The organism is Bradyrhizobium sp. WSM4873, assembly GCF_055811355.1.
This window is the reverse complement of record NZ_JBVVPS010000012.1, coordinates 183,043-202,929: the sequence shown is the minus strand read 5'-3', so window position 1 is coordinate 202,929 and position 19,887 is coordinate 183,043. Positions and strand designations below refer to the sequence as shown.

General features: G+C 64.0%; 21 protein-coding genes. 12 read left to right on the top strand and 9 right to left on the bottom strand.

What is annotated here, in order from left to right:
• Positions 1-176: 176 nt before the first annotated feature.
• From AC0L21_RS18430 to AC0L21_RS18415, 4 genes are all read left to right on the top strand, one after another.
• Positions 177-953, top strand: coding sequence for a Crp/Fnr family transcriptional regulator (locus AC0L21_RS18430; protein ID WP_473263230.1), 777 nt, complete (start codon positions 177-179; stop codon positions 951-953).
• 165 nt (positions 954-1,118) lie between these two features.
• Positions 1,119-2,540 carry an ABC transporter substrate-binding protein gene (locus AC0L21_RS18425; protein ID WP_473263229.1) on the top strand — a complete coding sequence of 474 codons (1,422 nt, stop codon included), beginning with the start codon at positions 1,119-1,121 and terminating at the stop codon, positions 2,538-2,540.
• The gene (locus AC0L21_RS18420) at positions 2,537-3,445 is read left to right on the top strand and encodes an ABC transporter permease (RefSeq protein ID WP_473263228.1); all 909 of its coding nucleotides are present in this window, start codon (positions 2,537-2,539) and stop codon (positions 3,443-3,445) included. The genes AC0L21_RS18425 and AC0L21_RS18420 overlap by 4 nt, the downstream gene beginning before the upstream one ends.
• On the top strand, positions 3,442-4,314 hold the full coding sequence (locus tag AC0L21_RS18415) for an ABC transporter ATP-binding protein (RefSeq protein WP_473263227.1): 873 nt from the start codon (positions 3,442-3,444) through the stop codon (positions 4,312-4,314). The genes AC0L21_RS18420 and AC0L21_RS18415 overlap by 4 nt, the downstream gene beginning before the upstream one ends.
• A gap of 195 nt (positions 4,315-4,509) precedes the next feature.
• On the opposite strand, the gene AC0L21_RS18410 is transcribed toward AC0L21_RS18415, so the two are convergent.
• Both AC0L21_RS18410 and AC0L21_RS18405 read right to left on the bottom strand, forming a co-directional pair.
• Entirely contained in the window at positions 4,510-5,568 is a 1,059-nt protein-coding gene (locus AC0L21_RS18410; RefSeq protein ID WP_473263226.1) for a YeiH family protein, read from the bottom strand.
• Between the two features lie 148 nt (positions 5,569-5,716).
• Positions 5,717-5,935, bottom strand: coding sequence for a hypothetical protein (locus AC0L21_RS18405; RefSeq protein ID WP_473263225.1), 219 nt, complete (start codon positions 5,933-5,935; stop codon positions 5,717-5,719).
• Between the two features lie 201 nt (positions 5,936-6,136).
• Here AC0L21_RS18405 and AC0L21_RS18400 point away from each other — a divergent pair, with 201 nt between their 5' ends.
• The gene (locus AC0L21_RS18400; RefSeq protein ID WP_473263224.1) at positions 6,137-6,772 is read left to right on the top strand and encodes a DsbA family protein; all 636 of its coding nucleotides are present in this window, start codon (positions 6,137-6,139) and stop codon (positions 6,770-6,772) included.
• A gap of 9 nt (positions 6,773-6,781) precedes the next feature.
• Here AC0L21_RS18400 and ald read toward each other — a convergent pair whose 3' ends face one another.
• A complete protein-coding gene (gene ald, locus AC0L21_RS18395; RefSeq protein ID WP_473263223.1) occupies positions 6,782-7,897 on the bottom strand; it encodes an alanine dehydrogenase in 1,116 nt (371 codons plus the stop codon).
• A gap of 134 nt (positions 7,898-8,031) precedes the next feature.
• On the opposite strand from ald, the gene AC0L21_RS18390 reads away from it, so the two are divergent.
• The 4 genes from AC0L21_RS18390 to AC0L21_RS18375 all read left to right on the top strand — a co-directional run bounded on the left by AC0L21_RS18390 (position 8,032) and on the right by AC0L21_RS18375 (position 12,377).
• Entirely contained in the window at positions 8,032-8,511 is a 480-nt protein-coding gene (locus AC0L21_RS18390) for an Lrp/AsnC family transcriptional regulator (RefSeq protein ID WP_473263222.1), read from the top strand.
• A 149-nt stretch (positions 8,512-8,660) separates the two neighbouring features.
• Positions 8,661-9,152 carry a (2Fe-2S)-binding protein gene (locus AC0L21_RS18385; protein WP_473263221.1) on the top strand — a complete coding sequence of 164 codons (492 nt, stop codon included), beginning with the start codon at positions 8,661-8,663 and terminating at the stop codon, positions 9,150-9,152.
• Positions 9,149-10,165: an FAD binding domain-containing protein gene (locus AC0L21_RS18380; protein ID WP_473263220.1), complete on the top strand. Its 1,017-nt coding sequence runs from the start codon at positions 9,149-9,151 to the stop codon at positions 10,163-10,165. The genes AC0L21_RS18385 and AC0L21_RS18380 overlap by 4 nt, the downstream gene beginning before the upstream one ends.
• 7 nt (positions 10,166-10,172) lie before the next feature.
• Positions 10,173-12,377, top strand: a complete 2,205-nt coding sequence (locus AC0L21_RS18375) for a xanthine dehydrogenase family protein molybdopterin-binding subunit (RefSeq protein ID WP_473263219.1) — start codon at positions 10,173-10,175, stop codon at positions 12,375-12,377.
• A 52-nt stretch (positions 12,378-12,429) separates the two neighbouring features.
• Here AC0L21_RS18375 and AC0L21_RS18370 read toward each other — a convergent pair whose 3' ends face one another.
• The gene (locus AC0L21_RS18370; protein ID WP_007608382.1) at positions 12,430-12,642 is read right to left on the bottom strand and encodes a hypothetical protein; all 213 of its coding nucleotides are present in this window, start codon (positions 12,640-12,642) and stop codon (positions 12,430-12,432) included.
• A gap of 156 nt (positions 12,643-12,798) precedes the next feature.
• Positions 12,799-13,848 carry a hydroxyacid dehydrogenase gene (locus AC0L21_RS18365; RefSeq protein WP_473263218.1) on the bottom strand — a complete coding sequence of 350 codons (1,050 nt, stop codon included), beginning with the start codon at positions 13,846-13,848 and terminating at the stop codon, positions 12,799-12,801.
• A 266-nt stretch (positions 13,849-14,114) separates the two neighbouring features.
• Here AC0L21_RS18365 and AC0L21_RS18360 point away from each other — a divergent pair, with 266 nt between their 5' ends.
• The 3 genes from AC0L21_RS18360 to AC0L21_RS18350 all read left to right on the top strand — a co-directional run bounded on the left by AC0L21_RS18360 (position 14,115) and on the right by AC0L21_RS18350 (position 15,749).
• Positions 14,115-14,681, top strand: a complete 567-nt coding sequence (locus AC0L21_RS18360) for a thiamine pyrophosphate-binding protein (RefSeq protein WP_473263217.1) — start codon at positions 14,115-14,117, stop codon at positions 14,679-14,681.
• A gap of 11 nt (positions 14,682-14,692) precedes the next feature.
• Complete coding sequence (locus AC0L21_RS18355; RefSeq protein ID WP_473263216.1) at positions 14,693-15,295, top strand: thiamine pyrophosphate-dependent enzyme; 603 nt, start codon at positions 14,693-14,695, stop codon at positions 15,293-15,295.
• A gap of 76 nt (positions 15,296-15,371) precedes the next feature.
• The gene (locus AC0L21_RS18350; RefSeq protein WP_473263215.1) at positions 15,372-15,749 is read left to right on the top strand and encodes a VanZ family protein; all 378 of its coding nucleotides are present in this window, start codon (positions 15,372-15,374) and stop codon (positions 15,747-15,749) included.
• A 43-nt stretch (positions 15,750-15,792) separates the two neighbouring features.
• Here AC0L21_RS18350 and AC0L21_RS18345 read toward each other — a convergent pair whose 3' ends face one another.
• The 4 genes from AC0L21_RS18345 to gcl all read right to left on the bottom strand — a co-directional run bounded on the left by AC0L21_RS18345 (position 15,793) and on the right by gcl (position 19,779).
• Positions 15,793-16,176 carry a DUF1236 domain-containing protein gene (locus AC0L21_RS18345; RefSeq protein ID WP_007593296.1) on the bottom strand — a complete coding sequence of 128 codons (384 nt, stop codon included), beginning with the start codon at positions 16,174-16,176 and terminating at the stop codon, positions 15,793-15,795.
• Between the two features lie 114 nt (positions 16,177-16,290).
• On the bottom strand, positions 16,291-17,178 hold the full coding sequence (locus AC0L21_RS18340) for a 2-hydroxy-3-oxopropionate reductase (RefSeq protein WP_473263214.1): 888 nt from the start codon (positions 17,176-17,178) through the stop codon (positions 16,291-16,293).
• Positions 17,179-17,190: 12 nt separating this feature from the next.
• Positions 17,191-17,976, bottom strand: a complete 786-nt coding sequence (gene hyi, locus AC0L21_RS18335) for a hydroxypyruvate isomerase (RefSeq protein WP_473263213.1) — start codon at positions 17,974-17,976, stop codon at positions 17,191-17,193.
• Positions 17,977-17,988: 12 nt separating this feature from the next.
• Positions 17,989-19,779 (bottom strand): glyoxylate carboligase, encoded by a 1,791-nt coding sequence (gene gcl / locus AC0L21_RS18330; RefSeq protein WP_473263212.1) that lies wholly within the window; start codon positions 19,777-19,779, stop codon positions 17,989-17,991.
• Between the last annotated feature and the right edge of the window lie 108 nt (positions 19,780-19,887).

The following is a 19,887-nucleotide window of genomic DNA, read 5'->3' as shown; positions in this document are numbered from 1 at the left end:
ACTCCGCTGTAATACCCTGCTAATGCGGGTAATCCAGACCCCCGCGCCCTCACCGTTCCCCACTCAAGCCTTTGTAATACTGGATCGCCCGCTTTCGGGGGCGATGACCGGGAGAACGCGACCATCTGGCACGGACATTGCTCCTCTTTAGAACGGTTTGAACGTTCCGGAGGCAGATGATGTTGCAGGCGGCCAATGTGGTTCGCGGGACGGCTCCCGCAACGGTCCGGCCTGCGGGCGGTTCCTCGCTGCTGCTCACCGAGAACCAGCAATGGATCGGCGGGCCGCCGGCGTTGATGGACAAGCTCAGCCAGCGCGAGCGGGAGCTGGTGCTGAAGCAGGGCCGCCGAAAAGTGCTCAACCGTGGCCAGACGCTGTTCAGCCAGGGTGGCAAGCATGACGGTATCTGGCTGATCGAAAGCGGCCGTATCCGGGTGTTCTACACCTCCCCGCTCGGCCGCGAGATCACGCTGGCCTATTGGCATGTCGGCAATTTCGTCGGCGGCCCCGAAGTGTTCGAAGGCACCGTGCATCAATGGTCCGGCGTTGCATCCAGCAATTGCAGCGTGGTGCATCTGCCCGGAAAGGAGCTGCGATCCCTTGCGGTCGAGATTCCGAACCTCGCGATCGGCCTGATCGAAGGCCTGACCTTCAAGGGCAAGTGCTATTCGGCGCTTGCCCAGATGCTGGGAACGCGCTCGATCACACAGCGCCTTGCGCATCTGTTGCTGCATCTCGTCGACCTCTATGGCGTCGATGACGCCGACGGCCGGGTGATCGCCGCCGCCTTCACCCATGCCGATATCGCCCACATGGTCGGCGCCACCAGGCAATGGGTCACGATCAGCCTGAAGCGCATGCAGGAGAAGGGAATCGTGCTGACCAAGCGCTCCCAGATCGTGGTCTGCCGGCCCGACGTGCTGGAAGAGATGCGAGGGCAAGCGTCTGACTAGGACCGGTGCCCACGCAAGCGGCTTTATAGTGCAGGACTGCCCAAGGACTATGCAATCAGCTTTTCCCGGCAACTAATCGACTGTGGCGCTCATTCCGGATTTGCCCTGCCCACGCCCTCACCCAATCATGGCAACCACAGCACATCCAACCGAATGAGGATGAGAATGGTCCGCCATCTTCCCACGCTCTCGATCGCGATGTCGGTGACGTCGCTGGCGCTTCTCCTCGCGCAGCCGGCCGCGGCGGAAACCGTCACTCTCGGCATCGGAACGCAGGACACCACGACCAACACGGTGACCGCCGGCGTCGTCATCCGCCAGCTCCATCTCCTCGAGAAATATCTGCCGAAGGACGGCAAATACGCCAACATCAAGTTCGAGCTGGAATGGCAGAACTTTACCTCGGGCCCGCCCGTCACCAACGCGATGATGGCCAACAAGCTGCAGATCGGCATGATGGGCGACTATCCGCTGATCGTGAACGGCTTCACTTTCGACAGCAATCCGGAGAGCAAGAGCCGGCTGATCGGCATGGCTGCCTACAGCCTGTCGGGCTCCGGCAACGGCATCGTCGTTCACAAGGATTCGTCCTACTACGATCTCGCCGATCTCAAGGGCAAGCTCGTGAGCGTGCCGTTCGGCTCTGCCGCGCACGGCATGGTGTTGAAGGCGATGCAGGACCGCGGCTATGCATCGGATTTCTTCCAGCTGGTCAGCCAAAGCCCGGAGGTCGGCTCGACCAATCTCCAGGAGAAGAAGATCGACGCGCACGCCGACTTCGTTCCGTTCGCCGAACTGCTGCCGTTCCGCGGTTTTGCGCGAAAGATCTTTGACGGCGTCGAGACCAATCTGCCGACCTTCCACGGCATCGTGGTGCGCACCGATTTCGCCGAGAAATATCCCGAGGTCGTCGTCGCATATTTCAAGGCCCTGATCGCCGCCAATCAGTGGCTGCGCGACGATCCCAAGCTCGCCGCGGAGAAAATCCAGGAATGGACCGGCATCAACAAGGAGGTCGTCTACATCTTCCTCGGCCCCAGCGGCAACATGACCACCGATCCCTCGATCAAGCCGGCGCTGATCGACGCCGCTGCGGCCGACGTCAAGGTGCTACAGAACCTCGGCCGGATGAAGGAGTTCGACCCGAAGAAGTGGGTCGACGACAGCTACATCCGCAAAGCCTATGCCGAGATGAAGCTCGACTATGACGCGCGGCTCGCGAGCGCCAGCAACTACGAGATCTCCGGCGAAGATTCCTTCTGCAAGAAGCCGATCGCAGATCCGCGCAAGGCCGGCGAGGTCTGGGTCGACGATTCAGGCATCATGCCCTTCTCGTCAGCGAGCTGCACGCTCGGCGCCTATGCCGACTACAAGGCGAAGGGCAAGAAGATCAACGTCGCCTACGTCTTCGACACCACCCGCGGCATCAAGCTGTTCGCCGACCAGGCTTTCTTCGCGGTCGGCAATGGCGAGGTTGCTCCGTTCCTGTTGAAGAAGGACGCCGAAGCCTACGCCGCCAAGATCAGCGGCAAGGTGCTCGGCTTCGACGAGGCGGTGAAGGCGGCGGTCGGCGGGGGCAAGACGTGAGCAGTCCCGCCCTCCTCAGACATTCCGAGGACAGCATGCCGGCAAGTGCAATCGCGGAGGCAAGCGCCATGCCCGCCTCCACGCCACCCGCATCACCGCCCTCCTTCGGCACGCTCGCGTTGCGCTGGTACCGCCTCAACCGGGGTGGGCTGCGCGCGACCGCGATCGGCATCATCTCTCTGCTCGCCTTTCTGCTGGTCTGGCACCTGCTGACGACCTATCGCGTCGTGTTCTTCGTGCGCTTCACCAACGTGCCCTCGCCGCTCGCGGTCTATGCGAGCTTCACCAAGGCGATCCACGATCCGAAATTCCTGATGCACGTCCTCTTGAGCTGCCGGCGCATCTTCTTCGGCTTCTCGCTCGCGGCGATCGTCGCGGTGCCGCTCGGCCTGATCATGGGCCGCTTCAAGCTCGTCCACGAGATCATCTTCCCCGTGGCGGAGGTGCTGCGGCCGATCCCGGCGATCGCCTGGGTGCCGATGGCGATCATGCTGTGGCCGACCAACGAGCAGAGCATCGTCTACATCACGTTCCTCGGCTCGTTCTTCCCGATCCTGGTCAACACGCTGCACGGCATGTCGCTGGTCGACCCCGTGCTGGTGCGCGCCGCGCAATGTCTCGGCGCGCGGGAGCGCTCGATCTTCCGCGACGTGTATTTTCCCGCCTCGCTCCCGCACATCTTCACCGGCCTTACCGTCGGCATGGGCGTGGCCTGGGTGTCGCTGATCGCCGCCGAGATGATCTCGGGGCAGTACGGCATCGGCTATTTCACCTGGGAGGCCTATTCGCTGGTCCAATATGCCGACATTGCGCTCGGCATGATCGCGATCGGCGTGCTCGGCCTCGGATCGAGCATGTTGATCCGAGGGGCCGGACAATTGGTGATGCCGTGGAGGTCAAGATGAGCGAGATCGTTGTCAAGGCACCGCAGGGCCATATCGAGGTCAAGAATTTCTCCCTCAGCTACGACAGCATCGAGGGGGCGGTCGAAGCCGTCACCGATACGCAGATTCATGTGAATCCAGGCGAGTTCGTCTCGATTGTCGGTCCCTCCGGCTGCGGAAAGTCGACGCTGCTCAACGCCGTTGCTGGCTTCCTCAAGCCGACCACGGGCATCGTCACCGTCGACGGCGAGAAGGTGAACGGTCCGAGCGCCGAGCGCGGCATGGTATTTCAGCAGTATTCGCTGTTTCCCTGGAAGACAGTGCGGGAGAACGTCGAGTTCGGTCTGAAGATGCGCGGCATGCCGCGCTCGCAGCGCGAGCGCGCCGCGCGCACGCTGCTGGGACTCGCAGGCCTCGAAGCCTTCGAAAAGCATTACCCCGAGAAACTCTCGGGTGGCATGAAGCAGCGCGTGGGCATCGTGCGTGCGCTCGCGACGGGACCCAAAGTGCTGCTGCTGGACGAGCCCTTCGGCGCGCTCGACGCGCAGACCCGCGTCATCATGCAGCAGATCCTCACCAACATGTGGCAGCGGCTGAAGATCTCGGTGCTGTTCGTCACCCACGACATCGACGAGGCGATCTTCCTGTCCGACCGCGTCTACTGCATGACCGCACGCCCCGGCTCGATCAAGGCGGAAATTCCGATCCCGCTGGAGCGGCCGCGGCAGCAGTCGATGATGATGTCGTCGGAATTCCTGGCATTGCGCCGCGGACTGATGTCCCTGATCCGCGAGGAGAGCATCAAGGCGATGGGCGGCGAGCTCAACGACATGGGCATGCAGGGGCTCAACATCGAGCTGCACGGGCATTCGCTCGCGGACGTGATTTAGCGATTTCTCGGCGGTTACTTCCCTTCTCCCCTTGTGGGAGAAGGTGGCGCGAAGCGCCGGATGAGGGGTATGCGTCCGCGCGCTCCCTGCTACAGATTGACTCGCGGATAGAACCCCTCACCCGTCTCGCCGCTGCGCGGCGAGCCACCCTCCCACAAGGGGAGAGGGTGCACAGCCATCGCCGCGCGATTGCTTCTACTTGAACCAGTGCACCAGCGCGATGCTGATGCCGAGCAGCAGCAGCAGCGACAACGTCACGGCCGCCGTCACCCGCCCCCCGACATTGGCAAGCACCTTCACATCGACACCCAGGCCCAGCGCCGCCATCGACACCACCGTGAGAAAGCTGGTGATCTTCGTCACCGGACCGACCACCGTGCCTGGCACGATCTCGAGGGATCGCAGGGTCGCCAGCGCAAGGAAGCCGAGGATGAACCAGGGGACCAGGCGGAAAAAGCCGACACTGGTCTTCTTGGCCTCGTTGTGCCAGCGCGAGGCCGTCAGCGAGAGGCCGACGACCACCGGCCCGAGCATCAGCACGCGCATCAGCTTGACGAGCGTGCCGATCTGCGTCGAGACGAGCCCGGCCGGCACCGTCGCGGCCAGCACCTGCGGCACGGCATAGACGGTGAGGCCTGCGAGGATGCCGTATTGCGTGGCCGATAGCTGCAGCAGCGGGATCAGCAGCGGCAGGCCGAGCACCATCATCACGCCGAGGATCGCGGTGAAGGAGATCGAGGATGCGATCTCGTCATTGTTGGCGCCGATGATCGGCGCCACCGCGGCAATCGCCGAATTACCGCAGATCGAGTTGCCGCAGGCGATCAGGATCGAGAGCCGCGTTGAGAGACCGAGCAGGCGGCTGATGCCGAAGGAGACGCTGAGCGCGATCACGACGATGGCCGCGATCGATACCAACAGCGCGACGCCGGACGCCGCGATAGCAGCAAAGCTGATCGAGGCCCCCAGCAGCATGACGGCGACTTCGAGCAGTTGCTTGGCGCTGAAGGCGATGCCGGACTGCCAGCGCGGCGCGGGCTTCCAGAAGCTGCGCACGGCCATGCCGAGCAAGATCGCCATCACCAGCGCCTCGACATAGGGATGCTCAAAGACGCCCAATTCCGCCCGTTCGAGCAGGGCCGAAACACCGGCCACGGCGATACAGAGGAGGATCCCGGGAATCAGCGCGACGATGCGGCCAGTGGCCGTGGTCGGCTTGGCGTCGGCCGGGCTGGATGCTTGATTCTGCGACACAAATCTCTCCCCAAGGAGAAGGATTTATACGCAGCGCCATCCGATTGGGAAATAAGTTTTCGACATATCAGGGCAGAGGGAAGTTCTATCCTCGGCCCGGAATAATCTGGCTCTGAAGGTCAGGCGCCCTTAGAAGATCAGGCGCGCCTTAGAAGATAAGATCCTTGGCCAGCGAGGCGACACGGCTGAAGCCGTCATAGACCCCGGGCTCGAAGAAGGCCGCGCGCGCCAGCACGATGCCGGCGACCAGCGACCAGAACAGGCCAGTGCCGACCCGCAGCAGCAGCTTTGACCCGCGCGAGCGCGGCTGGGTGTCCGTTGCGGACACCAATTGCTCGCCGAAGGGCTCAAACCTGGTGCGTTCCATAGCAGTCAATCCATCAATTTCTGATGGAAATGTCGTCGTTTCGGCCCCAAACAGCAATGGAAGCGATTGGCTTTTTTGCCTCCCGGAGGGGAAACTCCTTCCGCCGAACGGACCCGAGGCAATAGTTTTCTTCTTCCGGCCTATCTGAGCACCCGCGCCCCGGTTAGCAGGTCCCGCTGCGCGTATGAAAGGAATCTGCCTATGCCAAACCCCCGCGTGCGCATCTACACGGATTACAAGAGCCCCTACGCGTTCGTCGCCAACAAGCGCCTGTTCGAACTGCAGGAGACGCACGGCGTCGAGCTCGAATGGCTGCCCTATACGCTACGCGTCGCCGAATTCATGGGGACGGTCGAGGAGCGCACGCCGCATTTCTGGCGCAAGGTGCGCTATGCCTATATGGACGCACGGCGCTATGCCAATGCGCAGGGGCTCGTCATGAAAGGGCCCCGGCGGATCTACGACGCGTTCTATTCCAGCGTCGGCATGCTATTCGCCCAACAGCACGGCTTCTTCCGTCCGTATCACGACACGGTCTTTCGTCGGTTCTGGAGCCATGAGCTGGAGATCGACGATCTCGCCGCAATCGCCGACGTCATCACGTCGTGCGGTGGCTCAGCCGGTCAGTTCAAAGCCTACGTCCATGGCCCCGCACGCGCCGAACACGACCGCATCATCGACGAGGCCGAAGCGCTCGGCGTGTTCGGCGTGCCGACCATGGTGTTCAACGGCGAGCTGTTCTGGGGCGGCGACCGCATCGACATGCTGATCGAACGCATCGAGAAGCCCGGGACGATCGAGGCCGCGCTCGGCAGCCGCCATCGCAAGCCGGTATGAGCAGCAACGCTACGCCGCCAGGCCGCTCCCCACCGGAGCAAACTCCAGCCCGAGGCTTTCGGCCACCGCTTTGTTGGTGATGCGGCCGCGATGCACATTCAGCCCGTTCCGCAGATGTGGATTTTCCAGCACCGCCGCGAAACCCTTGTTCGCGAGCATCAAGCCGAACGGCAGCGTCGCGTTGTTCAGCGCCTGGCTCGACGTCACCGGCACCGCGCCCGGCATATTAGCCACGCAATAATGCACGATGCCGTCAACCAGATAGGTCGGATCGACATGCGTGGTCGGGTGCGAGGTCTCGAAGCAGCCGCCCTGATCAATCGCGACGTCGACCAGCACGGCGCCCTGCCGCATCGATGCCAGCATCGCACGCGTGACGAGCTTGGGCGCACTCGCGCCCGGCACCAGCACCGCGCCGATCACGACGTCGGCTGCGAACACCTCCTCCTCGACCGACTCGATGGTGGAGAAGCGGGTGCGCACGCGCCCTGCAAAGAGGTCATCAAGCTCCCGCAACCTTGGAATGGAGCGGTCCATCACGGTGACCTCGGCGCCAAGGCCGGCGGCCATGCGCGCGGCTTGCGTTCCCACCACGCCGCCGCCGAGCACGACGACCCGCGCCGGCTGCACGCCGGGAACGCCGCCCAGCAGCAGCCCGCGGCCGCCAGCCGATCGCTTGAGCGCGGCGCCGGCGGCCTCGATGGCGAGGCGGCCGGCGACTTCGCTCATCGGCGCAAGCAGGGGGAGGCGACCGGCCGCGTCGGTGACGGTTTCGTAGGCGATCGCAGTACAGCCGGAGGCGAGCAAACCCCTGGCCTGTTCGGGATCCGGCGCGAGATGGAGATAAGTGAACAGGATCTGGCTGTCGCGGAGCTGGGCCCATTCGCTTTTCTGGGGCTCCTTCACCTTCACGATCATGTCGCACTTCACGAAGATGTCGCGCGCGCTGTCGGCAATGGTGGCCCCTGCCCGCCTATAGACTTCGTCGGAGGCGCCGATGCCGCCACCCGCGCCCGTCTCGACCGTCACCTCGTGCCCCGCCGCGACATATTCGCGGACCGCACCCGGGGTGAGCCCGACGCGATATTCCTGCACTTTGATTTCCTTCGGCACACCGACGCGCATCCCGGGCCTCCCTTTGATTCACCTCATGATCGTAGCGACGTGCCCGGTTTGGTTTCGTGCAAATATCCGCTAGCTTTGGCCTCGCCGCGCCGGTTTCCGGCGCTCAAACGCCCTTTCACGCTGGAAACGAAACCTTGGCCCTCGACCGGAAAGATCTCGCCATTCTCGCGGAACTCACGACCAATGCGCGGGCCAGCCACACCGAGCTCGCCAACAAGGTTGGGCTGTCCAGCACCGCGCTCGCGCGGCGGCAGAAGGCGCTCGAGGACGACGGCTACATCCAGGCCTATCAGGCCGCGCTCGACCTCGCGCAGTTCGGCCTCACCACCACGGTGCTGGTCCGCATCGCGCTGGAAAGCCAGAGCGACGAGGCGTTGAAGGCGTTCGAGGCGGAGGTGGTGAAATGCCCGTCCGTCGTGCGCTGCTTCCTGATGTCGGGGACCGACGACTACATCCTGATCGTGCTCGCCCGCGACATCCAGGATTTCGAGCGCATCCACCGCACCGAGCTGTCGCGCCTGCCGCGCGTCGCGCGGGTGCAATCCAGCTTCGCGCTGCGCGAGGTCGTCAACCGCGCGGTGCCGAATGTGGTGTTCGGCGAAGCAAAGCGCTGATCGCCGCCTCTCGGAAAGGCGAACTGCCTGCAAGGACTCAAAAGGAACCAACCGGCCGGTGGTCCGTTGGGCGCTATCGGCCGGCGAAGGCGTGCCCCAGCGTCAACACGGCTGACGTCCGGCACGGTCGCCGTCGCAGGGAGCAGGACATGGGCGATGTCACGCATCAGATTTCCGAACGAATCCCGATCCATCTTGTCGTCAACGGCGTCAGTCACACGCTGGATCTCGTGCCATGGACAACGCTGCTCGACGCCTTGCGGGACCATCTTGCACTGAGCGGCACCAAGAAGGGCTGCGATCATGGTCAGTGCGGCGCCTGCACGGTGCTGGTGGACGGCCGGCGCGTCAATTCCTGCATGACGCTCGCGGTCATGAAGGATGGTGCCGAGATCACAACCATCGAAGGCCTTGCCAAAGACGGCGCGCTGCATCCCCTCCAACGGGCTTTCATTGACCATGACGCCTTCCAGTGCGGCTATTGCACGCCGGGACAGATATGTTCGGCGGCCGGACTGCTCGCCGAAGGCCGTGCCAAAGATACCGACGAGATCCGGGAGTTGATGAGCGGAAACCTCTGCCGCTGCGGCGCCTATCCGAACATCGTCGCCGCCATCCAGCAGGCAATGGGTCAACCATGAACAATTTCCAGTACGCCCGAGCCAATGATGTCGCCGACGCGATCCGCCTGCTCGCCGCCGATCCCAGCGCCAAGCTGATTGCCGGCGGCACCAATCTGATCGACCTGATGAAAGAGAATGTCGAACGCCCCACTCGGCTGATCGACATTTCCCGCCTGCCGCTGCGCAAGGTCGAGGAGACACCCGGCAGGTCCTTGCGCATCGGCGCCCTGGTGCCGAACTCGGACCTCGCCTACCATCCATTGATCGAGCAGCGCTATCCCCTGCTCGCCAGCGCCATCTTGGCCGGCGCCTCGGCGCAATTGCGCAACATGGCCTCCGTTGGCGGCAATCTGATGCAGCGAACGCGCTGCGCTTACTTCTATGACACGGCCACGCCCTGCAACAAGCGACATCCCGGCAGCGGTTGCTCGGCGATGGACGGCCTCAACCGCAACCATGCGATCCTGGGCACGAGCGCCGCCTGCATCGCGACCAATCCATCCGACATGAGCGTGGCGCTTGCCGCGCTCGATGCGCTCGTGCACATCGCGGGTCCCTCCGGCGAACGCACCATCGCGCTGACCGATTTCCATCGGCTGCCCGGCGACAAGCCTCATGTCGATACCAATCTCGGCACCGGCGAGATCATCACGGCGATCGAGCTGCCGCCGCGCGGCTTTGCTCAAAACTACAGCTACCTGAAAATTCGCGACCGCATGTCCTATGCTTTTGCTCTGGTCTCGGTTGCCGCCGCGCTCGAATTGCAGGGCAACGCGATCAGCGGGGCACGCGTGGCGCTCGGCGGCGTGGCTCACAAGCCCTGGCGCAGCCTCGAAGCCGAAGCGGCGTTGCGCGGCCAGGCCGCGACGCCCGATCACTTCTCACACGCCGCGGATCTCTTGCTCCAGGGAGCAACGGCCCGCTCACATAACGGCTTCAAGGTCGAACTCGCACGCCGCGCCATCGTGCGGACGCTGACACAGGCGGCGAACGCCACGCCGCAATCCCAGGCCCACAAGAAGATCGCGTGAGGACCCTATGAACGCTTATGTGGGAACGCCGACGTCGCGTGTCGACGGCCGGGCCAAGGTCACCGGGGCCGCCAAATACGCCGGCGAATTTCCGGCCGACAGGCTCCTCCATGGCTTTGTCGTCGAGGCCACCATTCCACGCGGGCGCATTGCACGCCTCGACAGCAGTGCGGCGCTGCAGGTCGAGGGCGTGCTCGACGTGCTCACGCATGCGAACCGTCCGCCGCTGGCCGACAAGGACGAGGCCTGGAAGGACGAGGTGGCGCCCGAGGAAGGCTCGCCTTTCCGTCCGCTTTACGATGACACGATCAAGTTCAACGGCCAGCCGATCGCACTTGTCGTCGCAGAGGACTGGGAAACCGCGAAATTCGCCGCGACGCTGGTGCGGGTCGAATATGAGCAGCATGGTTTTGCGACCGACCTCGAAGGCGAGCGCAGCAATGCTGCCGAGAAGGACAAGCCGCACAATCCTCGTGGCGACGCCGCAGCCGCCCTTGCGGGAGCTGACGTGCGCCACGAGGCGGACTACGTGATACCGACCGAGCATCACAACCCGATGGAACTCTATGCGACCACGGCGGTCTGGGACAGCAGTGGCAAGCTGACGATCTACGACAAGACTCAAGGCGTCCAGAACGTCCACAAATTTCTCTGCGGCGTGTTCGACAAGATGCCCGATGACATTCGCGTGGTCTCGCCATACGTCGGCGGCGCCTTCGGCTCCGGTTTGCGGCCGCAATATCAGGTGGTACTGGCAACGCTCGGCGCGCTCGCGCTGAAGCGGTCCGTTCGCGTCGTGCTGACGCGGCAGCAGATGTATGGGCTCGGCTACCGGCCGATGACCATCGAGCGCGTCGGGCTGGGCGCAAAGTCCGACGGTACGCTCGATGCGGTCACGCACGAGGCCATTGCCGTCACCTCGCGCTATGAGGATTTTGCGCGCAACGATACCGGCTGGGCTGAACAGCTCTACAAGAGCCCGAACAGCCGCTTCTCCCACAAGCTGGTTCACCTTGACGTCTCCACACCCTGCGACATGCGCGCACCGGGCGCGGCGTCGGGCGTTTGCGCGCTTGAATGCGCCATGGACGAGCTCGCCGTGGCGCTCAAGCTCGACCCGGTCGAGCTGCGGCTGAAGTGCTACTCGGACCGCGACCAGAGCGAAAACCTGCCCTACACCAGCAAGCAGTTGCGCGAATGCTACGCGCGGGGCGCGGACGCCTTCGGCTGGAGCAGACGCAATCCTGCGCCGCGCTCGATCCGCGACGGCAGGGATCTGGTCGGCTGGGGCATGGCGACGGGGGTGTGGGAAGCACTGCAGATGCCGGTCGCCGTCCGTATCGTGCTGACGTCGAACGGACATGCCGAGGTGTCCTGCGCCGCATCCGACATCGGCACCGGCACCTACACCATTGTCGCGCAGGTCGCGGCCGATGCGCTGGGCCTGCCGATCGAGAACATCAGCGTCAGGCTCGCAGATTCCAGTCTGCCGCAGGCGCCAGTCGAGGGCGGCTCCTGGATGGCCGCCTCGAGCGCACATGCGGTGCTCGCAGCCGCCGAGGAGGTGCGCAAGGAGCTGTTAGGTCTGGCCGGGAAAATCCCAGGCTCGCCGCTTGCCGGCGCCGAGTTGGCCGATACGGTCCTGATCGACGGCAGCATTGCCGGGGCCAGCGACACCAGCCGTGAGGTCTCGATCGCCGACGCGATGCGCCATGGCGGCGTCGAACGCATCGAGAAGGAAAAGCTCAACCAGTTCGGTGAGGACAAGAAGCACGCGCGCAATACCCATTCAGCCGTCTTTGCCGAGGTCAAGGTGGACGAAGAGCTGGGCGTCATCCGCGTGACGCGGGTCGTGAGCGCCGTCGCGGCCGGGCGGATTCTCAACACCAAGACTGGCCGCAGCCAGATCATGGGCAGCGTGGTCTGGGGAATCGGGATGGCACTGCACGAGGAGACGGTGATGGATCACCGCTTTGGCCGGATCATGAACGCCAACATCGCCGAGTACCACATTCCCGTGAATGCGGATGTTCACGACATCGACGTGATCTTCGTCGACGAGCCGGACAATCGTATCAACAAGCTCGGCATCAAGGGATTGGGCGAGATCGGCATCGTCGGCGTCCCCGCCGCGATCGCGAACGCCGTCTATCATGCCACCGGCAAACGCATCCGCCGCTTCCCGATCACACTGGACAAGCTACTCGACTGAGATGGTGCAGCGGTCCGCTCGGCGCCGGCGGCACCTCGCGGCGCCCGGCCGCTCACGATGGAAAGTCAGCCGGTCTGACCTGGATGCGGTCGGCATGCAACGACCAGTGGTGCAACGCCTGGTCCTCGCAAAACCTCGCCTTCGCCCGCTCTCTGGCTTCGTCCTCGTCGGAAGCGTCGATCTCGAGCGTGCCCTGGCACACCTCGATCTGCCGGCCGTACTGGCCGAGCACGTCCTTCATGAACCTGACCACATAAGTTGACATGGGACCTCCTGCCTGCCCCGGCGGCGCTCACTCTAATCCCATTTAGGCGGAATCCGGGAGGGAGATTTTGACGCGGATCAAAGTCGGGCGCGGTTCCCGTCCGCTGATCATTCGGCAGCAGGAGCGCCGCCCACGGAAGGACAAAGCGACTGCCGACTACGCCGGCGTCACGCCAAACGCCTGCTTGAATCGCTCGGCATAGCGTGGCCAGACCTCCGGATTGATGATGCGCGGCGGGCGCTTGCCGTCGAGCGTATCCAGCACCTGCTCGGCGGCGATGCGGCCCATGTTCTGCCGCGCCTCGATCGTGACGCCCGCGGTATGCGGGCTCGCCAGCACGTTGTCGAGCTGGAGCAGCGGATGCTCCGGCGGCGGCGGCTCCTTGGACCAGACGTCGAGACCGGCGCCCGCAATGCGCTTGTCGCGCAAGGCCTGAAGCAGCGCATCCTCATCGTGGATGAAGCCGCGCGCCGTGGTGATAAAGTACGCATGCGGCTGCATCAACCCAAACTCGCGCACGCTGATCATGTTGCGGCTGCCCTTGTCGAGCGGACAGGAGATCGAGACGAAGTCGGCGCGGCGCAAGAGCTCGTCGAGCTCGACCTTCTCGCCGCCCCGCTCGGCCATCACCTCGGCCGTCAGGTACGGATCGTAGGCCAGCACCTTCATGCCGAACAGGCCCTTGCACAGCGCGGCGATGCGGCGACCGACATTGCCGAGGCCGATGATGCCGATGGTCTTGTGCTCGATCTCGTTGCCGACGAGTTCGTTGCGGTTGACGTTGGACTCCCTGCGGAGCTTGCGATCGGACTGGATGATGCGCTTGGACAGCGTCAGCATCATCGCCAGCGCATGCTCGGCGACGGAATGGGCGTTGCCGCCGGACTGGTTGACGACCAGCACGCCGGCATCGGTGCAGGCCTCGACGTCGACAGGATCGAATCCCGCGCCGTTGCTGGAGACCAGCAGCAGGTTCGGCGCGCGCTTCAGGAAGGCAGCATCGACATGGAAGTGCGGGGCCAGTTCGTCACGGGCGGCGCCGATCTGGTAGACATGAGCCGCTTCGATGATCGGCGCGAAATATTCCGCGGGGCTCTCGTTCTCGATGCGATCGAGCCGGACGTCGGGCCGCGCCTTCAGGATGTCGATGTAGATCGGGTTGGCCAGATATTTGACGTAGAAGACGCGCTTGCTGTTGACGGACATCAGGACCCTTCCGGCTCTCTCCAGGAGATCCGCAGGGCCAGCGCTTCGCGCGCTCCTGTCATGCGTTCCTCCGTTCTCTTGTTATTGCCGCTTATGACACGGCGGCACCGGCCGCGGCAGGTCGTCTGGCGCAGATCACGGTGCGGCCCGGACATGTTGACAATCCCGCTGCCTGCGTCAAGTTCGGTAGACCGCCGCGACGGCCAAGACGATGGCCACGACAAAGGCAAAACACCAAGAAGCTGCGCGGTCGAAGGGAGAACGCAATGGCGATTGCGGAGCAACAAACCTCGTCCGAGGCGGCGCAGACCTCCAGTGACAAGAGTTGGCACGGCATCGTCCTGCAAACCCTGAAGCGGAACGAGATCAACCTCGTCCCTTACGTGCCTGACCGCGTGCTGACGCCGCTGATCAAGAACCTGCACGCCGATCCCTTCTTCACCACCTTTGCCACTGCCCGCGAGGAGGAGGCCGTCGGCATCGTCTCGGGCGCCTGGATGGGCGGACGGCGCGGCGCGGTGCTGATGCAGACCTCGGGCTTTGCGACGCTCGCCAACGTGCTGGCCTCGCTCGCGGTGCCCTACCAGATTCCGCTGATCATGTTCGTGTCCGAGCGCGGCACGCTCGGCGAGTTCAACTACGGCCAGGCACTGGTCTGCCGCACCATGCGTCCGGTGCTGGATTCGCTGGCGCTGGAGCATCACACCATCACCCGGCTCGACGAGCTCGAATTCATTGCCGACCGTTCGATCAAGCAGGCCGTCACGACGCAGGCGCCGGTCGCGCTGATCCTCAACCCGCTGCTCACGGGCGGCAAGGTGTTCGACAAGTGAGGCCGGCCCAAATGAATACAGACGTGCGCAACACCAAAGTGATGAACCGCTTCGACGTCACCTCGCGCCTGATCGCGAAACTCGAGCACCAGGAAGCCGTGATCGGCGGCATCGGCAACACCAATTTCGACCTCTGGGCCGCCGGCCACCGTCCGCAGAATTTCTACATGCTCGGCAGCATGGGGCTCGCCTTCCCGATCGGGCTGGGCGTGGCGCTGGCGCAGCCGGACCGGCGCGTCTTTGCGCTCGAAGGCGACGGCTCGCTGCTGATGCAGCTTGGCGCGCTCTCGACGATTGCGGCGTTGAAGCCGAAGAACCTCGTGATGATCGTGATGGACAACGGCATCTATCAGATCACCGGCGCGCAGCCGACACCGGCCGCGAACGTGGCTGACGTCGTCGCCATCGCAACCGGCTCCGGGCTTGCCAACAGCGCCTGGGCCGCGGACGAGGAGGATTTCGAGCGTCTGGTCGAGGAAGCCATGTCGGCTGGCGAGCCGAGCCTGATCGCCGTTCGTATCGATGACAAGCCCGGCGTCGGTGCCACTCGACGCGATCCCGTACAAATCCGGGAACGCTTCATGCACGGCCTTGGCGTGCGGGAGCCACTTTAACGTTTCGTCATTAACTACACGGCGATCTGATCCTGGCGCCTCGGCAGGCTGCTGCAATCCGTGCTAAGCGGTTCGGATGTCCATTTTGGTTCGCTCCTCTGCCTGGCTGCTTGCCGCCGCCGTCGCCTTTGCAACCCTCGGCCCGCCCGGCCTGCGGCCCCATTCCGACCTCGGCCAGGACGGCGAACATGCCCTCGCCTTCGTCCTGGTGGGACTAGCCTTCGGCCTCGCCTATCCGCGCCGCCGCCTGTCGGCCGCAGCGATCGCGGTGGTGCTGATCGGCCTGCTCGAACTGATGCAATTCTGGGCACCGGGACGGCATGCGCGGCTGGAGGACTTTCTGGTCGATGCCGGCACCACCTGCATCGGCTTCGCGCTCGCGTCCGTCGCCGATTGGGTTGTAACGCGGTTTCGCGCAAGCTCGGCCCTCTCGAGCCAAGGCCCCGCGGAGTGACGCTCCGCAGGGCCTGTGTCTTCAAAGCTCACGCTCCGAGCGATCAGTCGATGATCTTGACGACGCGGCGCGTGCGCGGCTCCACGATCACGCGGCGATCGTTCACGACCGCATAGCGATATTCGGTGTAGTTCGGCACGGGCCGCAGCACCACGGTCGGCGGCAATGGCTCGCCGACCACGACGCGCTCGTGAACCACGACAGAATCATCGCGCGGAATTCCGCCGAGGATCGCATTCGGGATTTCCAGACCAGCGCCGACCGCCGCACCGACGGTACCGCCGACCATCGCGCCGACCGGACCGCCGATGTCGCCGCCCGCGCGTGCACCGTTCCTGGCGCCTTCTTCGGTCGTCGACTGAGCAAAGGCCGCACTCGACGCCAGCAGCGACGCGGCAGCCAACGAAATCGCAAGACGGGTTTTCATGTGCTTATGTCTCCAGTGATTATTGTGCGCCTTCAACCGCGGGGCCGGATCATTGTTCCGGTTCCCGCCGGATCTAGGCAGAACTAGAAGTGGAGACTGTTACCCGGTAACAGTTCAGGCTGCGGCGATCTCGTGCCCCGCCATCAGTTCCAGCGCGCGCACCATCGCCGAATGATCCCAGCCCTTGCCGCCATGCGCGGTGCAGGACGAGAATAGTTGCTGTGCCACTGCCGTGCTCGGCAGCGACAGGCCGAGCGCGCGGGCGCCTTCAAGCGCGAGGTTGAGATCCTTCTGGTGCAGCTCGATGCGAAAACCCGGATCGAAATTGCGCTTCACCATGCGCTCGCCATGCACTTCGAGAATCCGCGACGACGCAAAGCCACCCATCAGGGCCTGCCGCACCAGCGCCGGATCCGCACCGGCTTTCGACGCGAACAGCAGCGCTTCGCTGACCGCCTCGATTGTCAACGCGACGATGATCTGGTTGGCGACCTTCGTCGTCTGGCCGTCGCCATTGGCGCCGACCCGGGTGACGTTCTTTCCCATCCGGTCGAAAATCGGCTTCATGGTGTTGAAAGCGCGCTCGGGACCACCGACCATGATGGTGAGGCTTGCCGCCTTGGCACCGACCTCCCCACCTGACACCGGTGCGTCGAGATAATCCGCGCCGAGCGCCTCGATCTTCTTCGCAAACTCCTTGGTCGCCAGCGGCGAGATCGAGCTCATGTCGACCACGATCTTGTCCTTGGAAATGCCGCCCGCGACGCCGTCCTTGCCAAACAGCACGGCCTCCACATGCGGGGTATCGGGCACCATGATGATGACCGCATCCGCCTCCTCTGCGACCTCCTTGCTTGACTTGCAGTCAACGCCGCCGACGGCGATCAGCTCGGGTGCGACCGGCCCGACATCATGCAGGAGAACGCGATGGCCTGCGGCCAGAAGATGGCCGGCCATCGGCCGTCCCATGGTGCCAAGTCCGATAAAGCCGATGTCGATCATGTCAAAGTTTCCTCAGGTCTCGAAAGTCTGCGCGGCGTGCCAGGACAGGCCTTCCAGCGTCGTGGTGCGCGGCTTGTATTCGCAACCGATCCAGCCGCGATAGCCGATCGCGTCGAGATGGCGGAACAGGAAGGGATAGTTGATCTCGCCGGTGCCGGGCTCGTGGCGGCCGGGATTGTCGGCGAGCTGGATGTGCGCGATCTGCGGCAGATATTCCTGCATGGTACGGGCGAGATCGCCCTCCATGATCTGCATGTGATAGATGTCATACTGGACGAACAGATTGTTGGAGCGCACCTCGGAGATCAGCTGCACGGCCTGCTCGGTGCCGTTGAGAAAGAAGCCGGGAATGTCGAGCGTATTGATCGGCTCGACCAGAAGCTTGATGTTCTCGCGCGCCAGGGTCGAAGCCGCAAAGCGCAGATTCCCGACCAGCGTTTCGTTGAGCTCGCGCGGGTCGGCATCGACAGGCGCGATGCCGACGAGACAGTTGAGCTGCTCGCAATCGAGCGCCTTGGCATAGTCGATGGCGCGAAACACGCCGTCCCTGAACTCGCTGATACGATCAGGCAGGATCGCGATGCCGCGCTCGCCTGCCGCCCAATTGCCGGCCGGCAGATTATGCAGCACCTGTGTCAGCCCATGGCTGTCGAGTTGCTCGCGTAGCTGCGCCTTGTCGAATTCATAGGGAAAGAGGTACTCGACCCCGCCGAAGCCCGCTGCTTTGGCCGCTGCGAAGCGGTCCACGAACGGCATTTCGTTGAAGAGCATGGTGAGGTTGGCTGCGAATTTCGGCATGACGCTATCTCCCTATTCCGCCGGCTGCAGCACGCCGGGCCGCGCGGTCGCGACCTCGTCGAGCGGCAGATCCAGCACCTCCTCGAATTCGACGATGTTGTCGATCTCGGTGCCCATCGCGATGTTGGTGACACGTTCGAGGATAAACTCGACTACGACAGGCACGCGGTGCTTCGCGATCAATTCGCGCGCAGTCGCGAACGCGGCCTGCGAGTCCTTGGGGTCGGTGACGCGGATCGCCTTACAGCCGAGCCCCTCGGCCACGGCGACATGGTCGACGCCGTAGCCGCCGAGCTCCGGTGCGTTGATGTTCTCGAACGAGAGCTGGACGTGGTAGTCCATGTCGAAACCGCGCTGGGCCTGGCGGATCAGGCCGAGATAGGAATTGTTCACGACGACGTGGATGTAGGGCAGATTGAACTGTGCGCCGACCGCGAGCTCCTCAATCAGGAACTGGAAGTCGTAATCGCCGGACAGCGCGACGATCTCGCGATCCGGGCACGCGGCGCGCACGCCGAGCGCCGCGGGTAGCGTCCAGCCGAGCGGTCCCGCCTGCCCGGCATTGATCCAGTTGCGCGGCTTGTAGACGCCCAGGAACTGCGCGCCGGCGATCTGCGACAGGCCGATCACGGAGACGTAGCAGGTGTCACGGCCAAAGGCCTTGGTCATCTCCTCGTAGACGCGTTGCGGCTTGATCGGGACATTGTCGAAATGGCTCTTGCGCAACATTGTCTTCTTGCGGTCGCGGCAGGCGGCGGGCCACGCTTGGCGCTCGCGCAACCTGCCGGACCGGCGCCACTCTCTGGAGACGGCGACGAACAGTTCGAGCGCCGCCTTCGCGTCCGAGACGATGCCGAGATCGGGATTGAACACGCGCCCGATCTGCGTCGGCTCGATGTCGACATGCACGAAGGTGCGACCCTTAGTGTAGGTCTCGACCGAGCCCGTGTGGCGGTTTGCCCAGCGGTTGCCGATGCCGAGCACGAAATCGGATTCGAGCATGGTGGCATTGCCGTAACGATGGCTGGTCTGAAGACCGACCATGCCGGCCATCAACACGTGGTCGTCGGGAATAGCCCCCCACCCCATCAGCGTCGGCACGACCGGCACGTTAGCGATCTCGGCGAATTCCACCAGCAAATCCGAGGCGTCGGCATTGATCACGCCGCCGCCTGCCACGATCAGCGGCCGTTCAGCCGCATTGAGCATCTCCAGCGCTTTCTCGACTTGCTTGCGCGTGGCGGTAGGCTTGTAGACCGGCAGCGGCTCATAGGTCTCGTCGTCGAACTCGATCTCGGCGAGTTGCACGTCGAGCGGTATGTCGATCAGCACCGGTCCCGGCCTCCCTGAGCGCATCACATGAAACGCCTGGCTGAACACGCGCGGCACCAGCGCGGGCTCGCGCACCGTCACCGCCCATTTGGTCACGGGCTTTGCGATCGATTCGATGTCGACGGCCTGGAAATCCTCCTTGTAGAGCCGCGCGCGCGGCGCCTGCCCGGTGATACAGAGGATCGGGATGGAATCGGCGATCGCCGAATAGAGCCCGGTGATCATGTCGGTGCCCGCCGGCCCCGAGGTTCCGATGCAGACGCCGATGTTGCCCGCTTTGGCCCGAGTATAGCCCTCGGCCATGTGCGAGGCCCCCTCGACATGGCGCGCCAGGATGTGGCGGATTGAGCCGCGCTTCTTCAGCGCCGAGTAGAGCGGATTGATCGCGGCCCCGGGAACGCCGAAGGCGGTCGAGATGCCTTCCTTCTCCAGAATTCGCACGGCAGCATCGATGGCTCGCATCTTCGCCATATCGGACCTCGCTCGGTTGTGTTGGCTCGAGCGAGATCATCGGGCGCGCGGGTGCTGCACTCAACGAGATCGATTTTATTTTCCACGATGCGGCAACCGCGGAAAAAT

What these genes read in the sequence shown, in the direction of transcription:
- AC0L21_RS18430 (WP_473263230.1), top strand. Translation starts at nt 177, where the DNA reads ATGATGTTGCAGGCGGCCAATGTGGTTCGCGGGACGGCTCCCGCAACG.
- AC0L21_RS18425 (WP_473263229.1), top strand. Translation starts at nt 1,119, where the DNA reads ATGGTCCGCCATCTTCCCACGCTCTCGATCGCGATGTCGGTGACGTCG.
- AC0L21_RS18415 (WP_473263227.1), top strand. Translation starts at nt 3,442, where the DNA reads ATGAGCGAGATCGTTGTCAAGGCACCGCAGGGCCATATCGAGGTCAAG.
- AC0L21_RS18405 (WP_473263225.1), bottom strand. Translation starts at nt 5,935, where the DNA reads ATGGAACGCACCAGGTTTGAGCCCTTCGGCGAGCAATTGGTGTCCGCA.
- AC0L21_RS18400 (WP_473263224.1), top strand. Translation starts at nt 6,137, where the DNA reads ATGCCAAACCCCCGCGTGCGCATCTACACGGATTACAAGAGCCCCTAC.
- ald (WP_473263223.1), bottom strand. Translation starts at nt 7,897, where the DNA reads ATGCGCGTCGGTGTGCCGAAGGAAATCAAAGTGCAGGAATATCGCGTC.
- AC0L21_RS18385 (WP_473263221.1), top strand. Translation starts at nt 8,661, where the DNA reads ATGGGCGATGTCACGCATCAGATTTCCGAACGAATCCCGATCCATCTT.
- AC0L21_RS18380 (WP_473263220.1), top strand. Translation starts at nt 9,149, where the DNA reads ATGAACAATTTCCAGTACGCCCGAGCCAATGATGTCGCCGACGCGATC.
- AC0L21_RS18375 (WP_473263219.1), top strand. Translation starts at nt 10,173, where the DNA reads ATGAACGCTTATGTGGGAACGCCGACGTCGCGTGTCGACGGCCGGGCC.
- AC0L21_RS18370 (WP_007608382.1), bottom strand. Translation starts at nt 12,642, where the DNA reads ATGTCAACTTATGTGGTCAGGTTCATGAAGGACGTGCTCGGCCAGTAC.
- AC0L21_RS18365 (WP_473263218.1), bottom strand. Translation starts at nt 13,848, where the DNA reads ATGTCCGTCAACAGCAAGCGCGTCTTCTACGTCAAATATCTGGCCAAC.
- AC0L21_RS18360 (WP_473263217.1), top strand. Translation starts at nt 14,115, where the DNA reads ATGGCGATTGCGGAGCAACAAACCTCGTCCGAGGCGGCGCAGACCTCC.
- AC0L21_RS18355 (WP_473263216.1), top strand. Translation starts at nt 14,693, where the DNA reads ATGAATACAGACGTGCGCAACACCAAAGTGATGAACCGCTTCGACGTC.
- AC0L21_RS18350 (WP_473263215.1), top strand. Translation starts at nt 15,372, where the DNA reads ATGTCCATTTTGGTTCGCTCCTCTGCCTGGCTGCTTGCCGCCGCCGTC.
- AC0L21_RS18345 (WP_007593296.1), bottom strand. Translation starts at nt 16,176, where the DNA reads ATGAAAACCCGTCTTGCGATTTCGTTGGCTGCCGCGTCGCTGCTGGCG.
- AC0L21_RS18340 (WP_473263214.1), bottom strand. Translation starts at nt 17,178, where the DNA reads ATGATCGACATCGGCTTTATCGGACTTGGCACCATGGGACGGCCGATG.
- hyi (WP_473263213.1), bottom strand. Translation starts at nt 17,976, where the DNA reads ATGCCGAAATTCGCAGCCAACCTCACCATGCTCTTCAACGAAATGCCG.
- gcl (WP_473263212.1), bottom strand. Translation starts at nt 19,779, where the DNA reads ATGGCGAAGATGCGAGCCATCGATGCTGCCGTGCGAATTCTGGAGAAG.